The organism is Pseudarthrobacter sp. J1763, assembly GCF_050490295.1.
GTDB lineage: Bacteria > Actinomycetota > Actinomycetes > Actinomycetales > Micrococcaceae > JBNPEO01.
The window spans coordinates 177,406-202,892 of sequence record NZ_JBNPEN010000003.1 but is presented as its reverse complement, the minus strand read 5'-3'; the positions used below and the strand labels follow the sequence as shown (position 1 = coordinate 202,892).

Annotated in this window: 18 protein-coding genes; 11 read left to right on the top strand and 7 right to left on the bottom strand. The window is 57.6% G+C overall.

Annotation, left to right across the window (positions count from 1 at the left end; translation table 11 throughout):
- Positions 1–9 precede the first annotated feature (9 nt).
- From coaBC to ACQQCD_RS04465, 3 genes are all read left to right on the top strand, one after another.
- Positions 10–1,272 carry a bifunctional phosphopantothenoylcysteine decarboxylase/phosphopantothenate--cysteine ligase CoaBC gene (gene coaBC, locus ACQQCD_RS04475; RefSeq protein ID WP_430267203.1) on the top strand — a complete coding sequence of 421 codons (1,263 nt, stop codon included), beginning with the start codon at positions 10–12 and terminating at the stop codon, positions 1,270–1,272.
- A gap of 101 nt (positions 1,273–1,373) precedes the next feature.
- A complete protein-coding gene (gene metK, locus ACQQCD_RS04470) occupies positions 1,374–2,582 on the top strand; it encodes a methionine adenosyltransferase (RefSeq protein ID WP_430267289.1) in 1,209 nt (402 codons plus the stop codon).
- A 21-nt stretch (positions 2,583–2,603) separates the two neighbouring features.
- Positions 2,604–4,754 (top strand): primosomal protein N', encoded by a 2,151-nt coding sequence (locus ACQQCD_RS04465; protein WP_430267202.1) that lies wholly within the window; start codon positions 2,604–2,606, stop codon positions 4,752–4,754.
- Here the strand turns inward: ACQQCD_RS04465 and ACQQCD_RS04460 are convergent.
- The 4 genes from ACQQCD_RS04460 to ACQQCD_RS04445 are packed head-to-tail and all read right to left on the bottom strand — an operon-like array spanning position 4,751 to position 8,626.
- Positions 4,751–5,851, bottom strand: a complete 1,101-nt coding sequence (locus tag ACQQCD_RS04460; protein WP_430267201.1) for a glycosyltransferase family 4 protein — start codon at positions 5,849–5,851, stop codon at positions 4,751–4,753. The two genes, ACQQCD_RS04465 and ACQQCD_RS04460, sit on opposite strands and share 4 nt — an antisense overlap.
- On the bottom strand, positions 5,852–6,790 hold the full coding sequence (locus ACQQCD_RS04455; RefSeq protein ID WP_430267200.1) for an alpha/beta fold hydrolase: 939 nt from the start codon (positions 6,788–6,790) through the stop codon (positions 5,852–5,854).
- 2 nt (positions 6,791–6,792) lie between these two features.
- Entirely contained in the window at positions 6,793–7,641 is an 849-nt protein-coding gene (locus ACQQCD_RS04450; RefSeq protein WP_430267199.1) for an aldo/keto reductase, read from the bottom strand.
- Positions 7,642–7,651: 10 nt separating this feature from the next.
- A complete protein-coding gene (locus tag ACQQCD_RS04445) occupies positions 7,652–8,626 on the bottom strand; it encodes a sugar-binding transcriptional regulator (RefSeq protein ID WP_430267198.1) in 975 nt (324 codons plus the stop codon).
- Between the two features lie 151 nt (positions 8,627–8,777).
- On the opposite strand from ACQQCD_RS04445, the gene ACQQCD_RS04440 reads away from it, so the two are divergent.
- The 3 genes from ACQQCD_RS04440 to glpK all read left to right on the top strand — a co-directional run bounded on the left by ACQQCD_RS04440 (position 8,778) and on the right by glpK (position 12,923).
- On the top strand, positions 8,778–10,484 hold the full coding sequence (locus tag ACQQCD_RS04440) for a glycerol-3-phosphate dehydrogenase/oxidase (RefSeq protein WP_430267288.1): 1,707 nt from the start codon (positions 8,778–8,780) through the stop codon (positions 10,482–10,484).
- A 75-nt stretch (positions 10,485–10,559) separates the two neighbouring features.
- A complete protein-coding gene (locus tag ACQQCD_RS04435; RefSeq protein ID WP_430267197.1) occupies positions 10,560–11,309 on the top strand; it encodes an MIP/aquaporin family protein in 750 nt (249 codons plus the stop codon).
- 99 nt (positions 11,310–11,408) lie between these two features.
- On the top strand, positions 11,409–12,923 hold the full coding sequence (gene glpK / locus ACQQCD_RS04430) for a glycerol kinase GlpK (RefSeq protein ID WP_430267196.1): 1,515 nt from the start codon (positions 11,409–11,411) through the stop codon (positions 12,921–12,923).
- An 84-nt stretch (positions 12,924–13,007) separates the two neighbouring features.
- Here glpK and ACQQCD_RS04425 read toward each other — a convergent pair whose 3' ends face one another.
- Positions 13,008–16,508, bottom strand: a complete 3,501-nt coding sequence (locus ACQQCD_RS04425; protein WP_430267195.1) for a bifunctional proline dehydrogenase/L-glutamate gamma-semialdehyde dehydrogenase — start codon at positions 16,506–16,508, stop codon at positions 13,008–13,010.
- A 350-nt stretch (positions 16,509–16,858) separates the two neighbouring features.
- Between ACQQCD_RS04425 and leuS the strand changes: the two genes are divergently transcribed.
- The 5 genes from leuS (at position 16,859) to holA (ending at position 24,205) form a co-directional block, all read left to right on the top strand.
- A complete protein-coding gene (gene leuS, locus ACQQCD_RS04420; protein WP_430267194.1) occupies positions 16,859–19,369 on the top strand; it encodes a leucine--tRNA ligase in 2,511 nt (836 codons plus the stop codon).
- 76 nt (positions 19,370–19,445) lie between these two features.
- Positions 19,446–20,426, top strand: a complete 981-nt coding sequence (locus ACQQCD_RS04415) for a DegV family protein (protein WP_430267193.1) — start codon at positions 19,446–19,448, stop codon at positions 20,424–20,426.
- A gap of 74 nt (positions 20,427–20,500) precedes the next feature.
- A complete protein-coding gene (locus ACQQCD_RS04410; protein ID WP_430267192.1) occupies positions 20,501–21,466 on the top strand; it encodes a ComEA family DNA-binding protein in 966 nt (321 codons plus the stop codon).
- A gap of 282 nt (positions 21,467–21,748) precedes the next feature.
- Complete coding sequence (locus ACQQCD_RS04405) at positions 21,749–23,116, top strand: ComEC/Rec2 family competence protein (RefSeq protein WP_430267191.1); 1,368 nt, start codon at positions 21,749–21,751, stop codon at positions 23,114–23,116.
- 72 nt (positions 23,117–23,188) lie between these two features.
- Complete coding sequence (holA, locus tag ACQQCD_RS04400; protein ID WP_430267287.1) at positions 23,189–24,205, top strand: DNA polymerase III subunit delta; 1,017 nt, start codon at positions 23,189–23,191, stop codon at positions 24,203–24,205.
- Between the two features lie 101 nt (positions 24,206–24,306).
- Here the strand turns inward: holA and rpsT are convergent, their stop codons facing one another.
- Entirely contained in the window at positions 24,307–24,567 is a 261-nt protein-coding gene (gene rpsT / locus ACQQCD_RS04395; RefSeq protein ID WP_430267190.1) for a 30S ribosomal protein S20, read from the bottom strand.
- A gap of 164 nt (positions 24,568–24,731) precedes the next feature.
- The gene (locus ACQQCD_RS04390; protein WP_430267189.1) at positions 24,732–25,334 is read right to left on the bottom strand and encodes a type II toxin-antitoxin system PemK/MazF family toxin; all 603 of its coding nucleotides are present in this window, start codon (positions 25,332–25,334) and stop codon (positions 24,732–24,734) included.
- Positions 25,335–25,487 lie beyond the last annotated feature (153 nt).

The window sequence follows — 25,487 nt, the reverse complement described above, 5'->3', positions numbered from 1 at the left end:
GATCCGCGCGTGCAAATAGTTTTAGGAGTCGGAGGAGGGATTGCTGCCTATAAGGCGGCATCGCTCCTTCGACTTTTCACTGAGTCGGGACATTCCGTCACAGTGGTGCCCACCGAAGCTTCCTTGAAGTTTGTAGGAATCGCTACGTGGGAAGCGTTGTCCGGAAAGCCAGTGAGCACCACCGTTTTTGACGCGGTTGACCAAGTGCAGCATGTCCGTCTTGGTCACGACGCCGATTTGATAGTGGTTGCGCCCGCTACGGCTGACCTGCTGGCGCGTGCCGCAAGCGGGCAGGCTAATGACCTGCTCACAAACACCTTGCTTATGGCGTCTGGGCCGGTTCTTTTCGCCCCGGCAATGCACTCAGAAATGTGGCAGCACCCGGCCACAGTGGAGAACGTTGCCACCCTGCGCCGGCGAGGTGCCCATGTACTTGATCCCGCCGTCGGACGTTTGACCGGCGCCGATAGCGGTCCTGGACGTTTGCCTGAACCTGAAGAGATTTTTGCCGCTGCAATAGCCCTCGTTAATGATGGCCCGGTAGATCAGTCAAACGCCGCACCGGCGGATGGTCAGCTAGCCGGTAGGCACGTGGTGATCACGGCTGGTGGAACTCGTGAACCCCTAGACCCCGTGCGGTTCTTGGGAAACAGGTCATCTGGCAAACAGGGTGTGGCACTTGCCAAAGCCGCATTGGCCGCTGGCGCGCGAGTGACTTTTATTGCAGCGCACATGGATGTTCAGGCACCGCAAGGTGTAGAACTTTTCAACGTTGAGACGGCTTTGGAGCTGCGTGAGGTCACACTCAAATCAAGCGAGCAAGCCGACGCAGTGATTATGGCAGCGGCCGTGGCAGATTTCCGGCCAGCGAATGTCTCCACCAGCAAAATCAAAAAGCGTCAGGATGCTCCTGACGCTCCTATTGAACTGATTCGCAACCCGGACATTTTGCAAGAACTGGTTCAACGTCGTGGTACTGGCCAATGGCCCCGCCTGATTGTGGGTTTTGCCGCCGAAACTGGCGATGCTGAGTCTGATGTTCTTCAGTACGCTCAAGCCAAGCTGGAACGTAAGGGCTGCGAGCTTCTGGTTCTGAACCAGGTGGGTACCAATTTGGTGTTTGGACAAGAGGAAAATTCCGTGTTGATCTTGGCGCAAGGGGGAGCGGCTCCAGACGCTGTCCAAGGTAGTAAGGAACATGTGGCCCAAGCGGTCATCGCGCGGGTTGGGCGCGAATTGGAACTTGCTACATCAGCGCCCCTTCCACGCTAAAACACGATAGAAACCGAGTTACCTCCGGCATTGTTGAGCTGTACTACGGCCCAACCTTGTGCGTGGTAGCCAGCTAGTAGAGTAGATAAGTGACTTCCCCTATGCAGAGCAATGCAAGCGCCAAACTTCGCCAATTCACGTCCGAATCGGTGACTGAAGGCCACCCGGACAAAATCTGTGACCAGATTAGTGACGCGATTTTGGACGCTTTGCTCGCAGAGGACCCCGAATCCCGTGTAGCCGTTGAAACTATGGCCACCACGGGTTTGGTTCACGTTGCCGGTGAAGTTACCACCAACGCATACGTTGAAATTCCCCAGATTGTTCGTCAAACCATTTTGGGTATTGGCTACGACTCCTCCGCTAATGGCTTCGACGGGGCCCGCTGTGGGGTTTCGGTGTCCATCGGTCAGCAGTCCAATGACATTGCTGATGGTGTTTTCCGATCAGTTGAAGCCCGCGAGGGCCGTATGGTCGATGAGTACGATCTTCAGGGTGCCGGGGACCAAGGCATTATGTTTGGGTACGCCTCTGACGAGACTCCCAGCTACATGCCCACACCGATCTGGTTGGCGCACCGTTTGTCCGAGCGCCTCACCCAGGTGCGCAAGACCGGCGAGTTGGCGTACTTGCGCCCCGACGGCAAAACCCAAGTCACGGTAGGGTACGACGGCGACCGTCCGGTCAGTGTGCAAACGGCAGTAATCTCGAGCCAGCACGCCGAGGACGCCTCGTTGGCTCAGTTGCGGGCAGACCTTGCTGAGCACGTTATTGATCCAGTGATGGCAACCTCAAACTTGGATGTTGCAGGGCTGGAATACATTCTTAACCCCGCTGGCCCCTTTATTATTGGTGGCCCCGTGGGCGATGCCGGATTGACTGGCCGCAAGATCATTGTGGACACGTACGGCGGATTCGCCCGCCACGGCGGTGGAGCTTTCTCCGGCAAGGACCCGTCCAAAGTTGACCGCTCTGCAGCCTACGCCTTGCGCTGGGTAGCCAAGAACGTGGTTGCCGCCGGCCTAGCACGGCGTGCAGAAGTCCAGATTGCCTACGCCATTGGTCAAGCACGCCCCGTTGGTGTGTACGTTGAAACCTTCGGAACAGAGACTGTTGATCCGGAGCAGATTTCCGAGGCAATTGCTAGTGTGTTTGATCTACGACCGCGAGCCATTATTGATGCTCTGAAACTCAAACGACCGATCTACACCAAAACCGCGGCGCACGGACACTTCGGCCGCGATGATCCTGACTTTACGTGGGAACGCCTTGACCGGGTTGAGGATCTTAAGTCTTTCTTTAACGCCTAAAACAATGCAGGGGGAGCGATGATGGACCATCAGTCTCGCTCCGCTGCTCGCACCTTCGCGAGTAGTGTTCCGGCGGAGGCCACAGAGGCAGAGTACCGGCAACCGAGCTTGCTCCAAGGTTTTAGCACGCCTCAAAAGCTGCCGGCCAAGGCAGGGGTACCACTGGCCACTGACTTGCCCATCGCCAGAGTGGTTATTGAATCGTCCTTGCCGCACCTAGACCGAACCTTCGACTATTGGGTGCCGGCGAGTATGGCAGACACAGCTCAAGCAGGTGTGCGAGTTAAAGTCCCTTTCTCTGGCAGGGACGTCCCTGGTTTTGTGTTGGAACGCGTTCAAAGTAGCGACGCCGACCGTGACTTGGTACCTCTGGGCAAGCTCGTCTCACCGATACCGGCGCTCAGCGCAGAAGTCGCTGCCTTGTGTGAAGCGGTGGCTGCGCGGTACGCGGGAACCCTTAGTGACGTCATTCGCTTAGCGGTGCCGCCACGCGTGGCAGGGATCGAAAAGGAGTATCTAAACCGTTACCCCGGTGTTCCTTCCGCGGCTAAACCCGTTGACGTTGATGCGTTTGAGGATTCCGGCTGGGATGCGTACACCAGTGGGACTGCATTTTTGGCCCACCTGCGGGAAGGCCACTCGCCCAGAGCTGTGCTCAGTGCAGCCCAGGGATATGGAATCCACGGCTGGCCCGAGCTCTTGGCCCAAGCTGCAGCAACGGTCCGTGCCAGTGGCCGGACAGTAGTGTTGGTGGTCCCAGACCAACGGGACCTAGCTCGTGTGGAAGCCGCCATGTTGGAGCTCCTGCCAGCCAGCGACATTGCGCGGCTGACGGGGGAGGACGGCCCCACCATCCGCTACGGGCACTTTATGCGTTTGTTGCATGGGGAAGCTGGGGTAGCGATTGGTACTCGTTCTGCTGCCTATGCCCCAGTCAAAAACCTTGGCCTGGTGGTGTGCTGGGACGACGGCGATGATCTGCACCTCGAACAACGCGCACCTTACCCACACGCCCGCGAGGTTCTACTGTTACGGGCCGGGCTCAGCAATGCAGCAGTGCTCTTGGCGGCACATTCGCGCAGCACCGAAGCCCAGCGGCTGGTTGAGAGTCAATGGGCTAACTCCATTACCGCGCCACGAAATATTCTGCGTGCTGTCACGGCACGCGTGGTTAATACAGCTGATAGTTTCCAGCAAGAGCACGATCCTCTAGCCGCCATAGCCCGTATGCCACACGTCGCCTGGCAAAGTGCTAAAGAGGCGCTTGATCACGGCCCCGTTCTGGTGCAAGTGGCTCGAAGTGGCTACTCGCCAACACTTCTTTGCACCACCTGCCGCGAACCGGCGCGATGTACTCACTGCCAAGGGCCATTAGCTGTAACGGCCGCCGCTAACACCACGCAGCAAGCCCCCATTCCACAATGCCGATGGTGCTCCACTCCCGAACCACAATTCACCTGCCAGTATTGCCAAGGTCACGGGCTTCAAATGGCTGGCAGCGGAGCGTTGCGAACCGCCGAAGAATTAGGCCGTGCATTCCCCGGGGCTACTGTGGTTAATTCCTCGGGCGAGCACGTCAAGAGCGTCGTCAAAGGCAAACGCACCCTAGTAGTTGCCACCGTGGGTGCGGAACCCGTTGCTGAGGACGGCTATGCTGCGGCGCTGCTCCTAGACGGCAACATGCTTCTACGCCGCGAGTCACTCCGCGCCGGTGAAGATACAGTGCGCCGGTGGTTCAACGCTGCTGCCTTGGTGCGGCCAGCCAAAGATGGTGGTGTCATAGTGGTTACGGCCGACGACGAAGCCTCCGTTGGTGCCTTGTTGCGCTGGGATCCGGCTGGCTTCGCAAGCCGGGAACTAGAACTTCGCCGGGACCTTGGCCTCCCACCGGCGGTGCGCGTGGCAGCGCTTACCGGGCCACGCCCCGGCGTCGAACACTTAACCCAAGCCCTGACCGCGGAACTTTCATTACGAGTTGCCGGTCCAGCCGCGGCACCAGGGAACCACGTTGGTGTGTCAGAGACAGAGGACGAAGTCCGCACCCTCGTGTTTATCCCTTACGCTCAAGCCGCTAGAGCCACAGCTATTTTGCGTGCTGCCAAAGCCGCTTCAGCTGCCAAACGAACACACCAGCCGGTGCAGGTTCGGCTCGACGGCGTAGACGTACTCTAACGCTTCGTTTTGCTCGCTGCGTCGAGTGCGCGGTCCTGAACTATACCTTCCGCCACGTCAAGCAGCTGGCGTGCCGAGTCTGCCCAAGAGAAAGCAGCAGCGCGTTCCACACCGGCGCGCGAACGATCGCTCCATACCCCTGGCGCCTCCAGCTCGTGGACGGCCGCCGCGAAGTCTTGGGGCGAGTCAGCAGGAACATAAGCCGCAGCTTCGCCGCCCACTTCACGGAAAATATCGGTGTCACTTACCACCACCGGCGTGCCCAAAGCCATGGCTTCAACCAACGGCAGGCCGTACCCTTCCGCGTGGGAGAGGGTGACGAGGGCAGTGCACGTGCGCAAAAGCGAGTTGTATTCTTCTTCGCTCACACCGTTGTGGAATATAACCTTCGCGCCAGCGGGCACCAGGGTTTCCAGCTGCGATCGGCGCTCGGGGGTGATTCGGCTCAGCAAGTGAAGAGAATACTCAGCGAGACCAGCCATACCTTTGATCAGTGTTTCTACGTTTTTGTACTCCATAAAGGAGCCCATGTAGAGCAACGTTTTCTCAGGAGAGTCCTCAGGGTCGCGCGCAATGGCACCGGGCTGGGGTGCGTTACTAATGATCTTTACCGGGCGGCGGGTCAATTTGTGCTTTTTGATCAGCGCTTCGGTTGTTTTGCTGATGGTTGCCACTACGTCAGCCCTGTTCAGCAACAATCGCTGCGGCCAAAACGCCTTGTGATAGAGACGCCACAGCACACGCACCGGTGCTGGCAAAAAGCCGGGAGGGGCGGGGTGTTCGTAGTAAATGAGGTCATGCAAAGTCAGGACCAAACCATATTTGCGGCCCCAACTGCCCATAGTTTGCATGGGGCACACCACAACGTCGGCGTTCAACTTGTTGATTTCACGGGCCACAAAGAGTTCGCGCGGGGAGAGCGGGCTACTAATTTTTACGTGTGGAACATCGGGGAGAAGCTTGAGCTGCCGGTCGTCGTTGATAAGCATGGTTACGTCAGCGAGCTTAGCTGTGGCAGCAATCAGGCTGGCACCGTAGCGACTAATACCATCGTGCTGTTCGGTGCGAGTAAAGCGGGCATCGATCACGATCTTCATTTAGTGCTCCTTGAGGAAGCGGCGAATAAAGTTCGCTGCCGCTTCCGGCGTTTCGTAGTGAATCAAATGTCCGACGCCGGGAATCACCTGAAGTTCAGCGTTCGGTAGATCAGCGAGTAAGACTTTTTGTGAGTCCAGTGTGGCGATCTCGTCCTTTTCACCGGCAATGAGCAGGACAGGCAGCTTGAGTTGTGGAGCTACTTGGCGGACCGTAGTGCTCACAGATGCTTTGAATGACTCAAGCAGTGATGTCCGGTTGGCGAAGGCGCTGAAGTAGGCGCCATGCTGGCCATGAATGAATCTTCGCAGGCCCGCGTCGCGCGTTTTTGCCATTGTCACACTCATCACCCGGACGATTGCCTTGTTGCGCAAAATTGCCTGTCCGGCCGCCTCTGGAAGCCGTGCGGCGGCCAGGTAATAGCCCACAGCAAGCCTTGTCATAATCCCCTTGGGGCCTTCGAGGGCAGGGGAAGCAATCGGATTGATCAGAATGAGCGGACGCAGCGCCTGCGGGTTTTTTGCCGTGAAGTGACTCGCCACAATTGACCCGAATGAGTGCCCAACAAGGACGGTGTCAGGGCCAAGATCTAAGGATGAAACAAATTCCTCAACAAAGCTCACGTAGCCAGCAATGTTGTGTATCCGGTCAGTAAAGGCCGAGGACTCGCCAAAACCAGGAAGGTCCGGCATCAGAAACCGGTACTCAGGCAAGGCATCAACCACCCGCTCAAGACCGTGATGGTCTCCCCGGAAACCGTGGATCACCAAAATGGTCTTGGGGACAAAACTTTCCGGGGATGAGTCCGTGACCACGGGGGAATATTCCCAGTAGGCCACCTCTGTACCGGATTCTAGGGTCAAGCTGTGGCGTTGCGTACGTTGGGCCAGCTGCGGGCTCAGGAAGCCCCGCGTGGGGATTTCATTCACGTGTTGAGTCATTTCTAGACAACCTTGTTGGGGTCAGAGCCACTGCGGAAGCCGCGGTCCAAAGCAGCGATGGCGGCCAAGTCCAGGGCGCTCAGTTCAAAATCAAAGATGTTCAGATTCTCGCGCATTCGTGCAGCGCTGCTCGCCTTGGGGATGGCGATGTTCCCCTGGTGCATGTGCCAGCGGAGAATGATCTGGGCTGGGGTCCGCTGGTGTTGTGCAGCGATTTCACCAATCGTAGGGTCCTCGAGAACTTTGCCCCGGCCCAATGGGCTCCAAGCCTCAGTCTTGATGCCTAAGGAATCGTGGAGATTGCGGAGCTCGTTTTGCTGTAGCCATGGGTGCAGCTCTACTTGATTCACTGCCGGAACTACCGTGCTGGCCTCAAGGAGCCTCTCTAGGTGTTCCGGCTGAAAGTTGGAGACACCAATGGCCCTGACTCTGCCCTCGTTGTACAGGGTTTCCATGGCACGGTAGCTCTCCACAAAAAGCCCGCGGCCAGGTACCGGCCAGTGAATCAAGTACATGTCTAGGTACTGGAGACCCAGACGGGACATGGATTCATCGAAGGCCCGCAAGGTTGAGTCGTAGCCTTGATCGTCATTCCACAACTTACTGGTGACAAAAATATCTTCACGGCCCAATTGCCTGCCGTCGTGTGGAACGTCGCCAGCCATCCCAACGACCTGGCCGGTACCCATCTCATTGCCGTAGAGCGTCGCCGTGTCTACATGCCGGTAGCCGGTTTGAAGGGCCGTGAACACCAGGGAACGGGCGTCCTCAGAGGGAACCTTGTACAAGCCGAAGCCCAACTGGTCAATTAAGACGCCATTGTTCAGCGCTACTTTGGGCGAAAGTCTCATGACCTCGAGTCTACATTTGGGGCTGTGCCTCAGCGGCAAGATCACTGTCCACCAGACGGCGAGCCGTGGCCTCGTCAACGATCAGGTCTGTTGCAAGCCCAGCCACTAGAGCGCCGCGGAGGCCATTGATTTTGGCCGCCCCAGACACCACACAGATTCTGCGACGCACTTGACGCAAGAGTGCATGCGAGGGGCCAGAGGAACGGTCGTTGAGATCAATACCGTCGGTGCTGCCATCGGCGCGAAAAAAGACAGTGGCCACGTCGCCGCTGACCTTACTTTCCCGCAACGAGCGAAGATCATCTTCGTCAAGGTAGCCACCTGCGTAAACGTGGCTCGGGTATCCGGACTCTATGGAGCCCACACCAAAGACAGCTACTGTCATCCGGGACTGGAGGTCCAGCATCCGTTTGATGCTGCGTTCTTGCCACATGGCTTCTTTGGTCTGTGCCCGATCAAAAAATGCAGGAACCGGGAACTGCTCTACCTTGGCGCCGAAGGCCACGCCGAAGCGGCGCATAATGTCGCTTGCATAGCTAATTCCGGTTGTTTGAGTATTGCCAGCCCCGTTGAGCTGGACAATAACGGTGTCGTGGGTAATTTTGCGGTTCAAGTGTCTGCTCACCGCGCTCACGGTAGATCCCCAAGCCACCCCTACGATGGCATTGGAATCCACTAGTGAAGAGATAGTGCGTGCTGCCTGAAGCGCTACGCGGTCTAGAGTTTGAGCTTCGTCGAGTGTGTCAGCAACCGGCACCACATGGGCCATCACTCCATATCTGCGGCGGATGGCGCGTTCAAGTTCTGGGGCACTTTCTACGGTGCTGCGGATTTCAATTTGGACCAAACCGCTCTCTCTGGCTGCCGAGAGTAAGCGTGAAACCGTAGAGCGTGACGTGCGCAACTCGCGGGCTATCGCATTCATGGTCAGATCTTGCAGATAGTACATTTGGGCGGCCCGCAAGGCATCAGACTGTTTGCGCATTATTTTCCGTTCTGCACATATGTGCACATGGCTTGACGCCTTTTCCCAGAGTTTCAAGAATAGTCGAGGTAAGTGCTTTAGACGCATGTTGTGAAGATTCAAGGGAGAAACCGTGGCTAGGAATGCCCAGCAGGCCGATGCGCAAGTAAAGGTGCGCAACAGTGTTGAGTCGATTCGACGCCGACCGGCCGCTAAGGTCCTGATTGTTGGCGGAGGTATCAACGGCGTCGGAACGTTCCGTGACCTAGCCCTGCAGGGTGTAGACGTGGTCCTCGTGGAGCGTGGCGACTACTGCCAAGGCGCCAGTGGGGCATCCTCACACATGATCCACGGCGGCATCCGCTACCTCGAAAACGGTGAATTCCGCCTAGTTCGTGAGTCCGTAGTGGAACGCAACCGCCTGATGAAGATTGCACCTCACTACGTGAAGCCGCTGCAGACCACCATCCCGATTTTCAGCACTTTCTCTGGCGTTCTGAACGCACCTTTGCGTTTCCTCACCCACAAGCAAGGAAAGCCGCAAGAGCGTGGCGCGTTCCTGATCAAGCTGGGTTTGAGCCTCTACGATTCCTTCTCCCGTGACGGTGGAACGGTGCCGCGTCACCAGTTTGCTGGCCGCGAGAAAGCACTCAAGGAACTGCCGCGTTTGAACTCCAATATCAAGTACGCGGCTACCTACTTCGATGCTTCAGTTCACAACCCGGAACGTTTGACCCTTGACGTCCTCCAGGACGGCGAGAAAGCCGGCGGAGACAAAGCCCGTGCTTCCAACTACCTCTCCATGGTGGGTACCGGAACGGCTGGCGAGGGTAACGGCACCGTACGTTTGCGGGATGAACTGAGCGGAGAAGAATTCGATTTCACTGCTGACCTCATTGTGAACACCACCGGTGCATGGGTGGACCAGACTAACGCCACCTTTGGCACTGCCACCGCATTTATGGGTGGAACCAAGGGTTCGCACATTGTTCTGGATCACCCCGAGCTTCTAGCCGCTTGTGCTGGCCGAGAAATCTTCTTTGAACACACCGACGGCCGTATTGTGCTGATCTACCCCATGGGTGACCGTGTGTTGGTAGGAACCACCGACATCGATGCGGACATGAGTGAAGACGCAGTCTGCACGGAAGAAGAGATCGACTACTTCTTTGACCTGATTTCTCACGTTTTCCCAGATATCGCTGTGGGACGCGAGCAGATCGTTTACACCTTCTCAGGTGTACGTCCGCTACCGCGCCACGATGAGACGCAGCCTGGCTTTGTCTCCCGCGATTACCGCATTGAGCGCGGATCCTTGGGCAGCACCCCGGTACTCTCACTGGTTGGTGGCAAATGGACCACCTTCCGTGCCCTCTCCGAGCACATGTCCAACGAAGTAATGGACATCATTGGTGTCCAGCGACGTCAGTCAACTGCCGAGCTGGCTATCGGTGGCGGTGCTAACTATCCGCGAAGCGCTGAAGCTGAGCAGGAATGGATCAAAAAGCGGATTGCACCGGGCCTGGATGCTGCTCGCCTCGAGGTCCTTTTGACTCGTTACGGTGCCCGTGCTGACGAAGTTCTTGAATTTATGGCTGCCGGTAACAACGCGCCGTTGCAGTCAACCCACGAGTTGAGCACTCGTGAATTAGAGTTCATTGCCAAGAACGAACAAATTGGTCACTTGATTGACGTCTTGATTCGCCGCACCTCCCTGGCGTTTAGGGGATTAGTTACTGGTGAGATGCTGCTCGAAATAGCAGAGGTCTTGTCAGAAACTTTGAATTGGGACAAGGTTCAAGTAGCTAAGGAAATCCAGAACGCTGTTGAAATTCTGGACCGCCGCCATGGGGTTCAGGTAGACAGCCTGGTGTCCTAAGTCTTTCCGGACAAGGGATTGAATACGGTTCTTTCCATCACGAAGAACTGACAACAGAAAATAGAGGAGTCAAAGATGTCTCTTGGAATTGTTTTCCTGTCCGAGGTGTTCGGTACAGGTATGCTCACGCTGCTTGGTTGTGGCGTTGTAGCTAACGTGGCGCTCAAGGGAACCAAAGGCAATAACGCCGGTTTCTTGATGGTGACATGGGGCTGGGGTATTGCCGTGTTCGCAGGTGTGTATGTAGCTGCGAAATCAGGTGCCCACTTGAACCCTGCCGTCACCATCGGCTTGCTGACCGCTGGCAAGGCAGAATACGCTGCCGGCGTTCCGATCTCCTTTGGATCCACAGTCACTTACCTTGGCGCCGAGCTCCTCGGCGCATTCCTCGGTGCAGTGTTCTGCTGGTTGGCATACAAGCAGCACTTCGATGCTGAGCCTGAGGCGGCTAACAAGCTCGGTGTTTTCTCCACCGGTCCTGCGATCCGTAACAACACCTGGAACGTTATTACTGAGGTCATCGGTACCTTCGTATTGGTATTTGTGATCTTGGCCTTCGGCGGCACCCCTTCGGGCTTGGGCCCACTGGCGGTAGCTCTATTGGTTGTTGGTATCGGTGTATCCCTTGGTGGACCCACCGGCTACGCCATCAACCCGGCACGTGACCTTGGCCCGCGTATTGCTCACGCACTTCTGCCGATCAAGGGCAAGGGTTCCAGCGACTGGAGCTACGCCTGGATCCCGGTAGTTGGCCCACTCGTGGGTGGTGTGATCGCTGGTCTGCTGGGCCGCGTTTTGCCGATCATCTTTACCGCAGCTGCCTAGTCACGCTGCATCGCATCAGTTACATCTAGCACGTTGAAAGGGGTGCGGCGCTGATAGGCGCCGCACCCAAAAATCCAAGCAACTGACAAGGACGTCACCATGTCGCAATATGTCATCGCCATCGACCAAGGCACCACGAGCAGCCGCGCAATCGTTTTTGACCACTCGGGAAACATTGTTTCCACCGGTCAAATGGAACACGAGCAGATTTTCCCGCAGGCCGGATGGGTTGAGCACAACCCGGCAGAGATTTGGAACAACACCCGCGAAGTCATCGGCTCTGCATTGTCCAAGGCAAACCTCACACGGCATGATATTGCAGCCGTCGGTATTACCAACCAGCGCGAAACCGCTGTTGTTTGGGATAAGACCACGGGTGAAGCTGTTTACAACGCAATCGTTTGGCAAGACACCCGCACTCAGTCCATCGTTGAAGAGCTTGCCAAGGACGGCGGCCTGGACCGTTTTAAGCAAAAAGTCGGTTTGCCCCTGGCAACCTACTTCTCCGGCACCAAAATCAAGTGGATTTTGGACAATGTTGAAGGTGCACGTGAAAAGGCAGAAGCCGGCGATTTGATCTTCGGTAACACCGACGCTTGGGTTCTGTGGAACCTGACCGGTGGTGTAGACGGTGGCGTTCACGCTACTGACGTCACCAACGCCTCGCGCACCATGTTTATGGATCTTGAGACCTTGAGCTGGGATCAGGAAATTTTGGACGCCTTCGGTGTTCCGGCTTCTATGCTTCCGGAAATCCGGTCCTCCTCCGAGGTTTACGGTACGGTTCACACTTCTCAGCTGTTGCGCGAAGTTCCCGTATCAGGCATCCTCGGTGACCAGCAGGCAGCAACCTTCGGTCAAGCAGCCTTCGAAGCTGGTGAAGCTAAGAACACCTACGGTACGGGTTGCTTCTTGATCTTCAACACTGACACCAACATTGTTCACTCCAAGAACGGTCTGCTGACCACCGTGGGCTACAAGCTTGGTGACCAGCCGGCTCACTACGCCCTTGAAGGTTCCATCGCTGTTGCCGGGTCTTTGATCCAGTGGCTGCGTGACAACTTGGGCATGATTTCCTCGGCCCCAGAGGTTGAAACCTTGGCCGCCTCGGTTAAGGACAATGGTGGCGTGTACATTGTTCCGGCGTTCTCCGGTCTGTACGCACCGTACTGGCGTTCGGATGCACGTGGCGCCATTGTTGGCCTCACCCGCTTCGCCAACAAGGGCCACATCTCCCGCGCTGCTTTGGAGGCAACAGCTTTCCAGACGCGCGAGGTACTTGACGCTGTCAACGCTGACTCGGGTGTTCCCCTCACCGAGTTGAAGGTCGACGGCGGAATGGTCGCCAACGAGGCACTGATGCAGTTCCAGGCAGACATCCTGGGTGTTCCAGTGGTCCGTCCAAAGGTTACCGAGACCACCGCACTTGGTGCAGCCTACGCTGCAGGTCTTGCTGTTGGTTTCTGGAAGGACCTCGGCGAACTCTCCACAAACTGGAACGAAGACAAGCGTTGGGAGCCTTCCATGGAAGACTCCGAGCGCGAGCGCCAGATGCGTTTGTGGAAGAAGGCAGTCACCAAGTCCATGGACTGGGTTGACGAAGACGTTCGGTAATCATCAAACGATCTAAACAAAGCAGCCCGGTTGTTTGCACCATTCACAGTGCAAACAACCGGGCTTCTTCGTTTCCAGGGCAAGCTAGTTCTGAGTGTTTTGCAGAACTGTGGCAGAGACATTGTCCGGGTTACCAAAGCGGTGCGCGGTGATCGTCACTGCCTGCTCGTGCACAAAAGGCAAAAGCTCAACGCGGCCTGCCTCCGTCACCGGACCAGCGTAAATCGCTACATCCGGTGAGCCCTCGCTAGCGGCGAAAAGCGCGGCGGCGGCAGCGCCGTCGTCGTCACCTACCAAACGCACGCGGCAGGATCCCAAGCCGGCAACACGAACTGACCAATCGGCTTCGTTCTCCACCACGGGGCGAACGCCCAACCGTAACAAGGCGCTGCTCAGCGCTGGAGGCAAAGCCGTTGGCACGCTGAGCGTAACTTTGGCCCCTGCACGAACTCCGGCAATGGCCACACGCAGCACATTCGCATTGGCGCTTGTGGAGCCCAAACGCAACTCAACCGGAACCGGTAGGTAGCGGAATACGTTGCGCTCTGCCGCCAGCGCTGAAACATCGCGGTTGATGCCAAATTCGTTATCCCACTGGAACTGATCCTCGGCAGCGGCACGCGAAACCATCGCAACGCCGCCAGGGCCCAGATCACTTTCTGCCATGGTGATGGCCGCAGTGATCTGAGCCAGCGGTGTGGCCTCAAGAACAGAGTCCAAGGCCACAGGGTCCCAATGTCCCAGATGCATCAAGTAGTTGGGGCCACCAGCCTTTGCGCCAGCACCCACAGAAGACCGCTTCCAACCGCCAAAGGGCTGGCGCTGAACGATGGCACCGGTGATGCCTCGGTTCACGTACAGGTTTCCGGCCTGGACGGTACCCAACCACAATTGAAGCTCTGCCGGGTCCATAGTGTGCAGACCAGCAGTGAGTCCGTAGGCGCTTGCATTCTGCAGCTCTATGGCTTCCTCAAGCGTTGCGGCAGTCATCACACCAAGAACCGGCCCAAAAAACTCCGTGAGGTGAAAATAGCTTTGTGGTGCCACACCGGTCCGGATACCGGGGGAGTAGAGACGCCCCGCGGTATCGAGTTTGCGGGGCTCAAGCAGCCATTGCTCGCCACCTCCGAGCGTGGTCAATGCATCCTTGAGCTTGCCGGAAGCTGGCTCGATGATCGGGCCCATCTCGGTCTCGGGATCGGAAGGGAAACCAACCTTGAGCGATGCTGCTGCATCCAGCAGTTGGTGCCGAAAGCGCTCTGAAGTTGCCACGGACCCCACCAAAATAACCAAGGACGCCGCCGAACACTTCTGGCCAGCGTGTCCAAAGGCGGACTTAACCACGAAGTTTGCTGCAACATCCAAGTCGGCGCTGGGGGTCACAATGATCGAGTTTTTCCCGCTGGTCTCTGCCAAAAGCGGCAAGTCGTGGCGCCAGGACTTAAACAACTTCGCGGTGTCGTAAGCACCCGTAAGGATCACCCGGTCTACGGCCGGGTGAGAGATCAGACGCTGACCCAAGGGCCCTTCTTCCACGTCCGCCAAGATCAATACGTCACGTGGCACACCGGCGTTCCACAAGGCCTCAACTACCACTGCTGCGCAACGTTTGGCTTGGGGTGCAGGTTTGATGATCACACTGCTACCGGCGGCCAGCGGCGCCAGCACTGAGCCTGCAGTGATTGCAATAGGGAAGTTCCATGGGGGAGTCACCACTGTCAGGCGTGAGGGAACAAACCGCGCTCCCTGAACCTGTTCCAATTTTTCAGCGCCCAAGGCATAGAAGTTGGCGAAGTCAACTGCCTCGGAGATTTCTACGTCACCCTCGGCAAGGGTTTTGCCCGTTTCGTTGGCAGCCACTTCTATCAGCTCGGCGCGGCGGGCCGAGAGCTCCACTGCAGCTTGGCGCAGGATCTGAGCCCGTGCATTGCCACCGGATGAGGCCCACGCTTTCTGAGCTGAGGTGGCTCGGGTGATCAGAGCATCCACAGCCTCAGTAGTGGTTGCAGCCGAGTCCTGGATCAACTGCACACCCAAGCTGGAAGTTTCCACTCGAGACAACACCTCGGTGGCCCACTGGCGAATATTGGGCAAAGAGGAGTCCGAATCGGTGGCATTGATGAACGTTCCTGAATCAACAGCTGGGGCTCTGGTGGGTTCCTGATGGCGGTTAGCCGCAGGAATAGAGGTATCCATTGCATGAAGGGAATTCAAAAACCGCTGAGTTTCCCGTTCCAGCAGTTCAGGGCTTGAATCGAGCTCAAATACGGCGGACATAAAGTTGTCTTGACTGGCATTCTCCTCAAGCCTGCGAATCAGATAGCTAATGGCAACGTCGAATTGCTTCGGACGGACCACCGGCGTGTAAAGCAGGAGTTCGCCAACATCCTTGCGAACCTCGGTGGCTTGTTCCTCGGCCATCCCCAAGAGCATCTCGAATTCGATCCGGTCCGCTACTCCGCGGCGTACGGATAATTCGTGCGCGAACGCGATGTCAAAGAGGTTGTGGCCAGCAACACCCAAACGCAAAGCAGCAGTGTGCTCCGGGGTCAGAGCCCAGTCCAAACAACGCTTGTAGTTAGTGTCGGCGTCTTGTTTAGAAGCAACAGTGGCTAATTCCCAGCCGTGTAATTGCGCATCAACGCGTTCCATGGCTAGGTTGGCACCCTTAACTAGACGCACTTTGATTCCGGCGCCACCGGCTTGCTTGCGTTGCGCAGCCCAAGCCGAAAGGTCTTGGAGGACGGCGAGCGCATCCGGCAAATAGGCTTGGAGGACAATTCCAGCCTCCAGGTTTTTGAGTTTCTCGTTGGAGAGGATGCGTTTGAACACGTCCACGGTGAGGTGGAGGTCGTGGTACTCCTCCATATCGAGGTTGATGAACTTGGTGACAGCAGAATCCGCGGCCAGTTGGTACAAGGGCAATAGCCGCTCGGAGACTTTCTCAACGGTTTCTTGGTAGGCCCACATGTTCAGTTGAGACACCACAGAGGAAACCTTGATGGAGACATAGTCCACATCTTCGCGGGCCAACAGTTCACGGGTTCCGGCTAATCGAGCATCAGCCTCGGCATCGCCCAGTACTGCCTCGCCCAAAAGATTGACGTTGAGGCGTGTGCCATCGGCGCGGAGTTTGTTGATGGCGGTGCCTAGTTGTTTGGGCCGGGCGTCGACAATGAGGTGAGAGACCATTTGGCGCAATACTGCCCGGGAGGCGGGCACAACAAGCCAGGGGAGTTTTGGCGCCAGCACCCCGCCGGTGCGGACTGCTGCCTTCATATACCAGGGCAAGAACGACGGCGCGTCCCCGGCTAGGGCGGCCAAGTTCCCGGCCGCTACATTAAGGTCCTCTGGGCGGATCACCCGGTCCACAAATCCGATGGTGAAATCGAGTCCTTTGGGATCTTTGAGTACTTCGGCAAGCAGTGCCGCCGAGTCAAGAAGCTTCCTGGCCTCTTTGGCCTTTGGCGCCTCTGGTTTGTGAGCGTTGATGCCCAGACCAAGCCACTTGTGGACTAGAGCTACGGCATCATTCGCCACTTCATGTGGGCGGGGGGAAACGGGGATAAAGCTTGGTGTTGTCAAGACAAACCACCTATCAATGACGGGCGGCCCATTATTGGTTGTTGAGGGCGGCCGATCAGCCGCGGGAGCACTCCTCCTCGGCGTGGGCGAAGATGTGCCCAAGAACACAATAGGCCCGTGTGGGCGGTGGCACAAAGTACCCGGTTCTAGCCCCTTTTGTCCACGTAGTCCGGCTTATGGGCATTGAACCGCACCGAGCGGCAGTTACTGGCTGCCCGGACCGCCGGTGCGCTGCCCCTGATGCCGTGCTACTGCGCTAAAGTTGGTGAATGCGCGCGCACTTTTAAGCGCCCCCAACCGCCGGGCTGTGGAAGCGCGAAAGCATCGAAATTGAGCAGAAGAGGGCAATAGTGAGCGTGGAACCGGAAGCGTTGACCGGGAATGAAGTAGCCGAAGAAGGCGTCTATAACTTTGCAGCCATCGAAGCAAAGTGGGTTCAAGTCTGGGACGACCTCAAAGTCTTCAAACCTCTAGACGATTCGAGCCGTGAGCGACGCTATGTCCTAGATATGTTCCCTTACCCCTCTGGTGACCTGCACATGGGTCACGCCGAGGCCTTTGCCATGGGCGATGTTGTGGCCCGCTACTGGCGTCAACAGGGCTATGACGTGATGCACCCGATTGGCTGGGACTCCTTTGGCCTTCCTGCGGAGAACGCGGCTATCAAGCGCAACGCCCACCCGAGCGAGTGGACGTACAAAAACATTGACACTCAGGCTGCTTCTTTCCGGCGCTACGCGATCTCTGCTGACTGGGATCGACGCCTGCACACCTCCGATCCTGAGTACTACCGCTGGACCCAGTGGTTGTTTAAGCGCTTCTACGAAAAGGGTTTGGCATATCGTAAGGACTCGCCGGTCAACTGGTGTCCTAAAGACCAAACCGTTTTGGCTAACGAGCAAGTTGTTAACGGTGCTTGCGAGCGTTGTGGAACCCTCGTTACTAAGAAGTCACTGAATCAGTGGTACTTCCGTATCACCGATTACGCAGACCGGCTGCTCGATGACATGGAGCAGCTGGAAGGCCACTGGCCCGAGCGTGTTTTGGCGATGCAGAAGAACTGGATAGGCCGCTCCGAGGGCGCCCACGTTAATTTTGTGATCCCGGCCGAAGGTGAGCTTGCGGCCAAGGAAGTAACCGTCTTTACCACGCGTCCGGACACTCTCTACGGTGCTACTTTCTTTGTGGTTGCTGCCGATGCTCCGCTGGCAGTTGAACTCGTGACACCAGAGCACTCTGCAGCTCTCAGTGACTACCGTGAGAGCGTCAAGGCGCTTTCGGAGATCGAACGCCAGTCCACCGAGCGTGAGAAGACCGGCGTGTTCACTGGTCGCTACGCGATCAATCCGCTCAACGGTGAGAAGTTGCCGGTATGGGCTGCGGATTACGTTTTGGCCGACTACGGCACCGGTGCCATTATGGCTGTCCCGGCGCACGACCAGCGTGACCTGGACTTTGCCAAGAAGTTTGATCTGCCCATTCGGGTGGTCTTGGACAGTGGTGAAGAGGACCCTGCCATTAGTGGTGTTGCTGCAGCTGGCGATGGAACCCTAGTCAACTCTGGCGCTTTGGATGGACTGCCTAAGGTGGAAGCCATTCCCGCAGCGATTGCGATCCTGCGCGAACAGGGCACGGGAGATAAGTTCGTCAACTTCCGTTTGCGTGACTGGCTGCTGAGCCGTCAGCGGTTCTGGGGAACACCCATCCCGATCATCCACTGCCCAAGTTGTGGTGAAGTGCCAGTCCCCGACGATCAGCTCCCGGTAGTTCTGCCAGCTGACCTGCGTGGCGAAGACTTGGCTCCGAAGGGCACCTCACCATTGGCTGCGGCCGAGGCTTGGGTCAACGTTGCGTGCCCATCCTGTGGTGGCCCGGCCAAGCGCGATTCAGACACCATGGACACCTTTGTGGATTCTTCTTGGTACTTTTTGCGCTTTACGTCCCCGGACTACACCGGCGGCCCCTTCGACCCTGAAGCAGTCAACCGCTGGATGCCAGTGGGCCAGTATGTGGGCGGCGTTGAGCATGCGATTTTGCACTTGCTGTACGCACGTTTCTTCACCAAGGTCATCAGCGACCTCGGATTGATCGAAGCTACGGAACCGTTCTCAGCACTTCTGAACCAAGGCCAAGTACTCAATGGCGGAAAGGCCATGAGCAAATCCTTGGGCAACGGTGTTGATCTGGGTGCGCAGCTGGACAAGTTTGGTGTTGACGCTGTGCGTCTGACCATGATTTTTGCCTCCCCACCAGAAGACGACGTGGACTGGGCGGATGTTTCGCCGTCGGGCTCTGCGAAGTTCTTGGCCCGCGCTTGGCGCTTGGCCCAAGACGTTACGAGTGCTGCTGGTGTGGATCCAAGCACGGGGGACCGCGCCCTTCGAACAGTGACCCACAAGACCGTTGCGGATGCTGCTGAGCTCTTGGCCAACAACAAGTTCAACGTTGTTGTTGCCCGTTTGATGGAGCTCGTGAACGCTACCCGCAAAGCCATTGATTCCGGCGCGGGTGCCGCTGATCCTGCGGTGCGTGAGGCCGCTGAAGCAGCCGCTGTGATCCTCTCGCTCTTTGCCCCTTACACGGCAGAAGACATGTGGAACGCCTTGGGACACGAAGCCTCGGTGGCTAACGCTGGCTGGCCCAAGCATGACCCTGCACTCTTGGTACAGGACACTGTGACGGCCATTGTTCAGGTTCAGGGCAAGGTCCGCGATCGTCTGGAAGTTTCCCCTTCCATCAGCGAGGACGAACTGCGTGAACTCGCGTTGGCCTCGGAGAACGTACAAAGGACTCTCGAAGGTCGCGAAATTCGTACAGTAATTGTTCGGGCGCCCAAGCTTGTGAACATCGTCCCGGCTTAGTCACCACAGTGCGCAGGTAGATCCGACGTTGGGCTGATGTAGCTCAGCGAACATTGGCGCCATGAAGGAGGCGAGTATGCCGGAGCGTGAACCAGCAGCATGGTTGTGGCTCAAAGAACGGCTTGCTCGCCTCCGGCAAGCCGGCGCTGTTGAAGACACAGCGGCACCGGAGATGACGGCACAACCTCGGGTTGCTGTGGTGACAGACTCGGCGGCAGCCCTGCCGGGGGCGTGGTCAGCAGCCTTTGTAGCGGATCACCGGTTGATTGTGGTTCCCATGCCAGTGCTCATTGGTGACGACATTTACGGTGAAGCTGATGCCGAAGTGGGAGATGCTTTGGCGCTTGCTTTGGCGTCCGGTGTGTCAGTCAAAACCAGCAGGCCATCACCTGGCCGGCTGGAGAGCGCCTACCGATCGCTCGCGGAGCGTGGTTACGAATCCATCGTCTCCATCCATTTGTCCTCAGCGTTGTCCGGCACCGTGGATGCGGCCAAATTAGCCGCAGAACGTGTTGAAATACCTGTTTTGGTGCTGGACACCCTGAGCGTGGGAATGGCCCAAGGAATGGCAGTGCAGAGTGCTGTTATTGCGGCTGCCGCACAGGAAGATGCCGAATCTGTTCTTGCCTTCGCTCAGGCCAGGCTCGAGTCGACGTCGATTCTCTTCTACGTGCCAAGCCTGGAACAACTAAGGCGCGGAGGCAGGATTGGCGCAGCAGCCTCGTGGTTGGGGACCATGCTGGCCATCAAACCCATTTTGAAAGTAGAGAATGGACGCGTGGTACCGCTTGAGCGGGTGCGGTCGGCTGCGAAAGCCGTGGCTCGCTTAGAAGAACTGGTGGCCCAGGCTGCAGCTGTTCACCCCGAGCAAGACTTAAGGTTCGCGGTACACCATTTTGGTAACCAATCTGAGGCTGAGGAACTTGCCCAACGGCTTGCCCTTCGGTTTCCCCAAGCTCCCAAGGCACAAATTAGTGCCTTGCCCGCCGTGCTGGCCGCACACGCTGGTTTAGGTGTGATCGCCACAGTCATTGGTGAAAGTTCAATACCGCACTAATTTATTTTGGCCTGGTTATCCACATAGCCAGGCTTTTTTCTTACGGGTGCTGCAGCCGTAAATAGGCTTGAAGCATGTCACCGCCAGGAGCAAGCACCGCTCGGCGAACGCGTGCGCGTGGACGCGTTCATCGCCTTGATGCGCTCTTGGGTCCGCCGCCCGGAGTGGAAAGCCTCCTTGAGCCTGTAGAGGCACGCCCACCGCTTTCTCCTCCTGAACAGGGACAACACGCCGATCTCCTGACGGCGCCAACAGCGCAGGGCCTCCGTTCAAGCCTCCTTTCCCGATTTCGGTGGCGTACCGGGCACTCAGGTGTCCTTTTGCTTGCCGGAGTTATTGCGGGGATCACCGTGTTGCTGCTTCTGTGGGTGATGTGGCCACATGCTGCAGCGTCCGTACCGCTGGATGATGATGCTGCGCGGCCGGCAGAGACAGTAGTTTCACCGACCTCAACCTCCTCGAGTTTGCGGGGTGCTGCACCTACCGCCGCAGCTACTGCGGAAGGAAATGACGGGGCTGACCTGGTGATTTATGTGAGTGGGGCAGTGGCGCGGCCGGGTGTAGTGCGGCTGGCACAGGGTAGCCGAATTTATCAGGCCTTGGCGGCAGCCGGGGGAGCCAAGGCCTCAGCAGACCTTGGCTCCATCAACTTGGCCGCACCGCTTGAAGACGGGCAACACGTCCAAATTGGGCTGCAAGGGGAGGGCTCTAGCGAGGTTAGTTCCAGCGTCAAAGATGCGGTTCCTTCCACCGCTGGCAAAGATACTGGCGGCACTGGTGATTCCAGCTCAGGTACCTCCGCAAGCGGTTCCGGGTCTTCAGGTTCTGGCACTCCGTCCGGCAAGGGCGAGACGGTGAATCTCAACACCGCCTCTGCTGAAGAGCTGGGGACGCTACCTCGTGTGGGACCGGTCCTGGCGCAACGCATTGTTCAGTGGCGCACGGAGCATGGCAAATTCTCCAGCCCTGAGGAACTCGACGCGGTTGATGGAGTTGGACCGAAGATGCTCGAGACTCTTCTGCCTCTGGTCTCGGTGTAGCGGATGACTACGCCCATGGAACGGCCTGTACTCCGGAGGGATGCCGAGGGAAGGATTGTCCCGCGAACTGATCTGCGGTTAGTACCCGTTGCGGCCATGGTGTGGTTAGGCACTTTGGCAGGGTTGGAGGTTGCAGCCGTTTGGCTACTGACGCTTGCTGCAGTTTTAGGGGCAGGTGTGGCCGTGCTGCTCTTTTCATTCAACGCAAGCACTAGCCCTGGCTCAACTATTAGGAGGCACAACCGGCTACAGCGTATACCGTACCAAGCGTTAAGTGCGAGGGTGAGTGGCCGGGCTTTGGTGGCATTAGCGGTGCTGATGGGTGCGGTGGCCCTAGGCGTCAGTGCAAGCAATAAAATTCTCGCTGCCCCGATTGCAGTATCGCAGGATAGCGGCGGCGCCTCCGGCATTGTTGCGACACTGCAGATTGATGCACCACCTAAAGCACTTGCCTCACATGGGCAAGGAGATGCCCAGCAGTGGAAGGTTGCAGCAACGATTGTGGGAGTTAATGACTCACAGGTACAGACCCCATGCCGGATGACGGTTGTCCTTACCGGCAGCGGAGCTTGGTCTGACGTCGTGCCTGGCCAAAAAGTTCGTGCCGCTGGTGCACTCCTGCCACCCCAAAACCTCTTTGGTGCCCCACGCCTACAAGCACGGGCGAATCCGCGCATCCTCAGTGAACCGCCTTGGTACCACGCTGTGGCCCAGAATCTCAGAGCTGCATTCCTGACTCAAGCCAAGGCTCGTAGCCCCGACCGAGGCGCTCTAGTACCAGGACTGGTGATAGGCAATACCTCAATGACCCCGGAGGAGCTGACCGCCGCCATGAAGACAACTGGGACAACTCACCTCACGGCGGTTTCCGGCGCAAACTGCAGCCTGATCCTTGGAGCCATCTTGTTGGGCGCCCGTTCGCTCAAGCTGCGGCGCTGTATGGCAAGCGTGGTGGCAGGCCTTGGTTTGTTGGGCTTTGTGTTTGTAGTGGGCCCGGATCCGAGCGTTCTTCGGGCGGCGCTAATGGGTGCCATCGGCTTGGTATCGCTCCTTGCCGGGCGGCGTGGGCAGTCCTTGGGGTTTGTGTGCCTGGCTGTCGTGGGGCTGCTGCTGACCACACCTACCCTTGCTGCAGACTTCGGTTTTATCCTCTCCGTGTTAGCGACACTGGGGATTGTCCTGTGCGGCTCGGTTCTCGCCAAGTGGCTGGAGCGGTACGTGCCTACATGGTGCGCTGCTGCGATCGGAATTACCGTGGGTGCACAGCTCTTTTGCGCCCCCGTGCTGATTCTTTTGAAGCCCCAAGTCAGCACCTATTCGCTTCCCACGAATTTAGTAGCTGGCCTTCTAGTGGCTCCGGTGACGTTTTTGGGCACAGCGGCCCTGGCTTTGTGCACTCTGGTACCGGAGATTAGCGGCATACTTCTAGTGCCTACCGGTTGGTGTGCGCAAGGTATAGCGGCTGTGGCTACCTTCTTTGCGCATCTCCCAGGAGCTGCATTGCCGTGGCCCGAAGGCGGCTTTGGCCTTGCTACCATGGCTGCCCTTTCTGCACTGTGGTACCTCGCCTTGTGGTGTGCCTTTCATCCGGTTCAATGCGGCAAGGCGGTGGAACTGGTTCATCGCAAAATAGTGGAGGTAGGGCTCTAGAAACCGAATCTTGGATCGTCGGCTGCAAGGTGGCAAGCTTGGGTGGTCAAGAATCATTGGAAGAAGGCAACCATGGCTGCGGCTCGGACAACGCGAACAACAGGAGCTACCAGCTCCGGACTGTCCTGGCGTGAGGCAACCCCCGCGCCGGTTGTTTTAGTGCTCGGGCCCGAAGAATACTTCGGCTCCCGTGCTAAGGACTTGATTCGCGGCGCCGTTCGTTCGAAGTCACCGGACGTTGAACTGACTCGGATGGATGCAAGTACCTACACCGTAGGTCAGCTATTGATGACTGCGAGTCCGTCACTTTTTGGCGAAGACAAGCTCATTGAAGTTGACTCGCTCGAATCCATGAACGAGGCCTTTTTGGCCGACGCATTGACCTATGTTGCTTCACCTTCGGAGGACACTGTGGTGGTGCTCCGTCACGCCGGTGGCACCAGAGGCAAAAAGGTTTTGGATGCGATTAAGGCCTCCGGGTTTCCGGTTTTTGACTGCCAGCCGCTGAAAAAAGATTCAGACAAACTTCAGTTTGTGCTGAGTGAATTCAAAAACGCGGCTCGGCGCATCGCATCGGATGCGGCCCAAGCACTCGTGGACGCTTTGGGGGCCAATGCTACTGAGCTCGCATCGGCGTGCACCCAACTCATCGCAGACACTGACGGAGCCATAACGGTTGAGACGGTCGAGAAGTATTACGGCGGCCGCGTGGAAGCGTCAGCCTTTAAGGTTGCTGATGCGGCAATGGCTGGCAACGCTCCCTTGGCTCTATCCACGCTTCGTCACGCCTTTGCCACCGGTGTGGACCCTGTGCCGCTTGTGGCAGCTCTCGCGGCGAAGCTGCGGACCATTGCTAAAGTGGCCGGTTCGCAGGGATCGTCTGCTGCGATTGCCCGTCAACTTGGGATGCAGCCGTGGCTGGTAGAACAAGCTCAACGAGAAGTTCGCCGTTGGACGCCCGAGGGATTAGTGCAATCCATCAAGGTAGTTGCCGAGGCCGACGCACAAGTGAAGGGCCTGTCTAAGGACCCGCTCTACGCAGTTGAAAATGCAGTGTCCGTTATAGCAGGCTCGGTCTCACCCCGATAGGGTCGCGTTCCTCACCCCAGGTCAAGAGCGTTAAAGACCAGTGGCCGGCACCCCGAAGGGTACCGGCCACTGTCGTCGGTTTAGTAATAAACCGGAAAACCTTAGAGTGCGTTGATCTTCTTGGAGATCGCCGACTTGCGGTTCGCTGCGTTGTTCTTGTGAATAACGCCCTTGCTCACTGCCTTGTCCAGCTTGCGGCTGGCCGTTGCTACTGCAGAGACAGCAGCATCCTTGTCTGCGGACTCAACAGCAACTGCTACCGCGCGGATGGCGGTCTTCAGCTCAGACTTGACAGCGTTGTTGCGCTGGCGAGCCTTCTCGTTGGTCAGGATGCGCTTCTTCTGGGACTTGATATTAGCCACGTGTGAACTCTCTTTTTAATGCGGAAAATGGTCTAGAGGGCTTTCGGATTGGCCATTGACTGAGCGGCGTGGGGATGCCTATGGCGGCCAATCTTCAGTGACCGTCGACCTGCACGGACACACAGCTATACATCTTAGCAGAAGCGTGAGCGGAGCGAAGGGTCTTACGTCCAGCCGTGTTGTTCTCGCAGGGCGTGAGCAACGAGCTTGAACTTAGTAGGGTCCAAAATGGCACCCTCGCGACGGATACCGGCAGGGTCCACGCGGAGCACGCGGTCTGTTTTGACCTCGCTGGGGCGGCCTTGTTTGTCCCAAGGGCCAGCGCCAATGTCCAGGTAGTCTTCGTCGCGCCGACCTGCACCGGTGTGGTCCTTGCTCGTGAGCATTAGTGCTAGCAAGTGCTTGCCGTTTTTTCCCACTAGCAACACCGGGCGATCCTTACCTTGGCTCGGATCTTCTTGGTACGGAACCCATGTCCATACAACTTCACCTGGGTCAGCCTTGCCGTCAGGGTTGGGGGAGTACTGGACAGTGCTTGCGCCAGTAAAGTCCGCTAATACAGCGTCCGACGACGCGGGCTCGCCGCTGCGGGCAGCGGCGACGCGGTCGTTGTGGACACCAGAACTGGAGCCGGGGCGCGTCGTTGTTTTTCGCCTAGACGTTTTTGGCCTAGACGTCTGGCGTGACGGGCGGTCGCTTCTAGTGGAGGCCCCTGATGCAAATGACTTAAGGAGGGCGTTAAAAAATCGCCCAAGAATCGTTGCCATGTCTCCACGTTACCCACTCACCTGGTGAAATGAACCGGCTCACCGTGCAAAAGCCCGCCTAGTTACGGAGCAATGCCGTCAGTCGTGGGAGACTAGTAGTTCGAAGAATTCTGAGCATCCCGATGTCTTGGCCCCTTTAGGCGCGCCACGGTG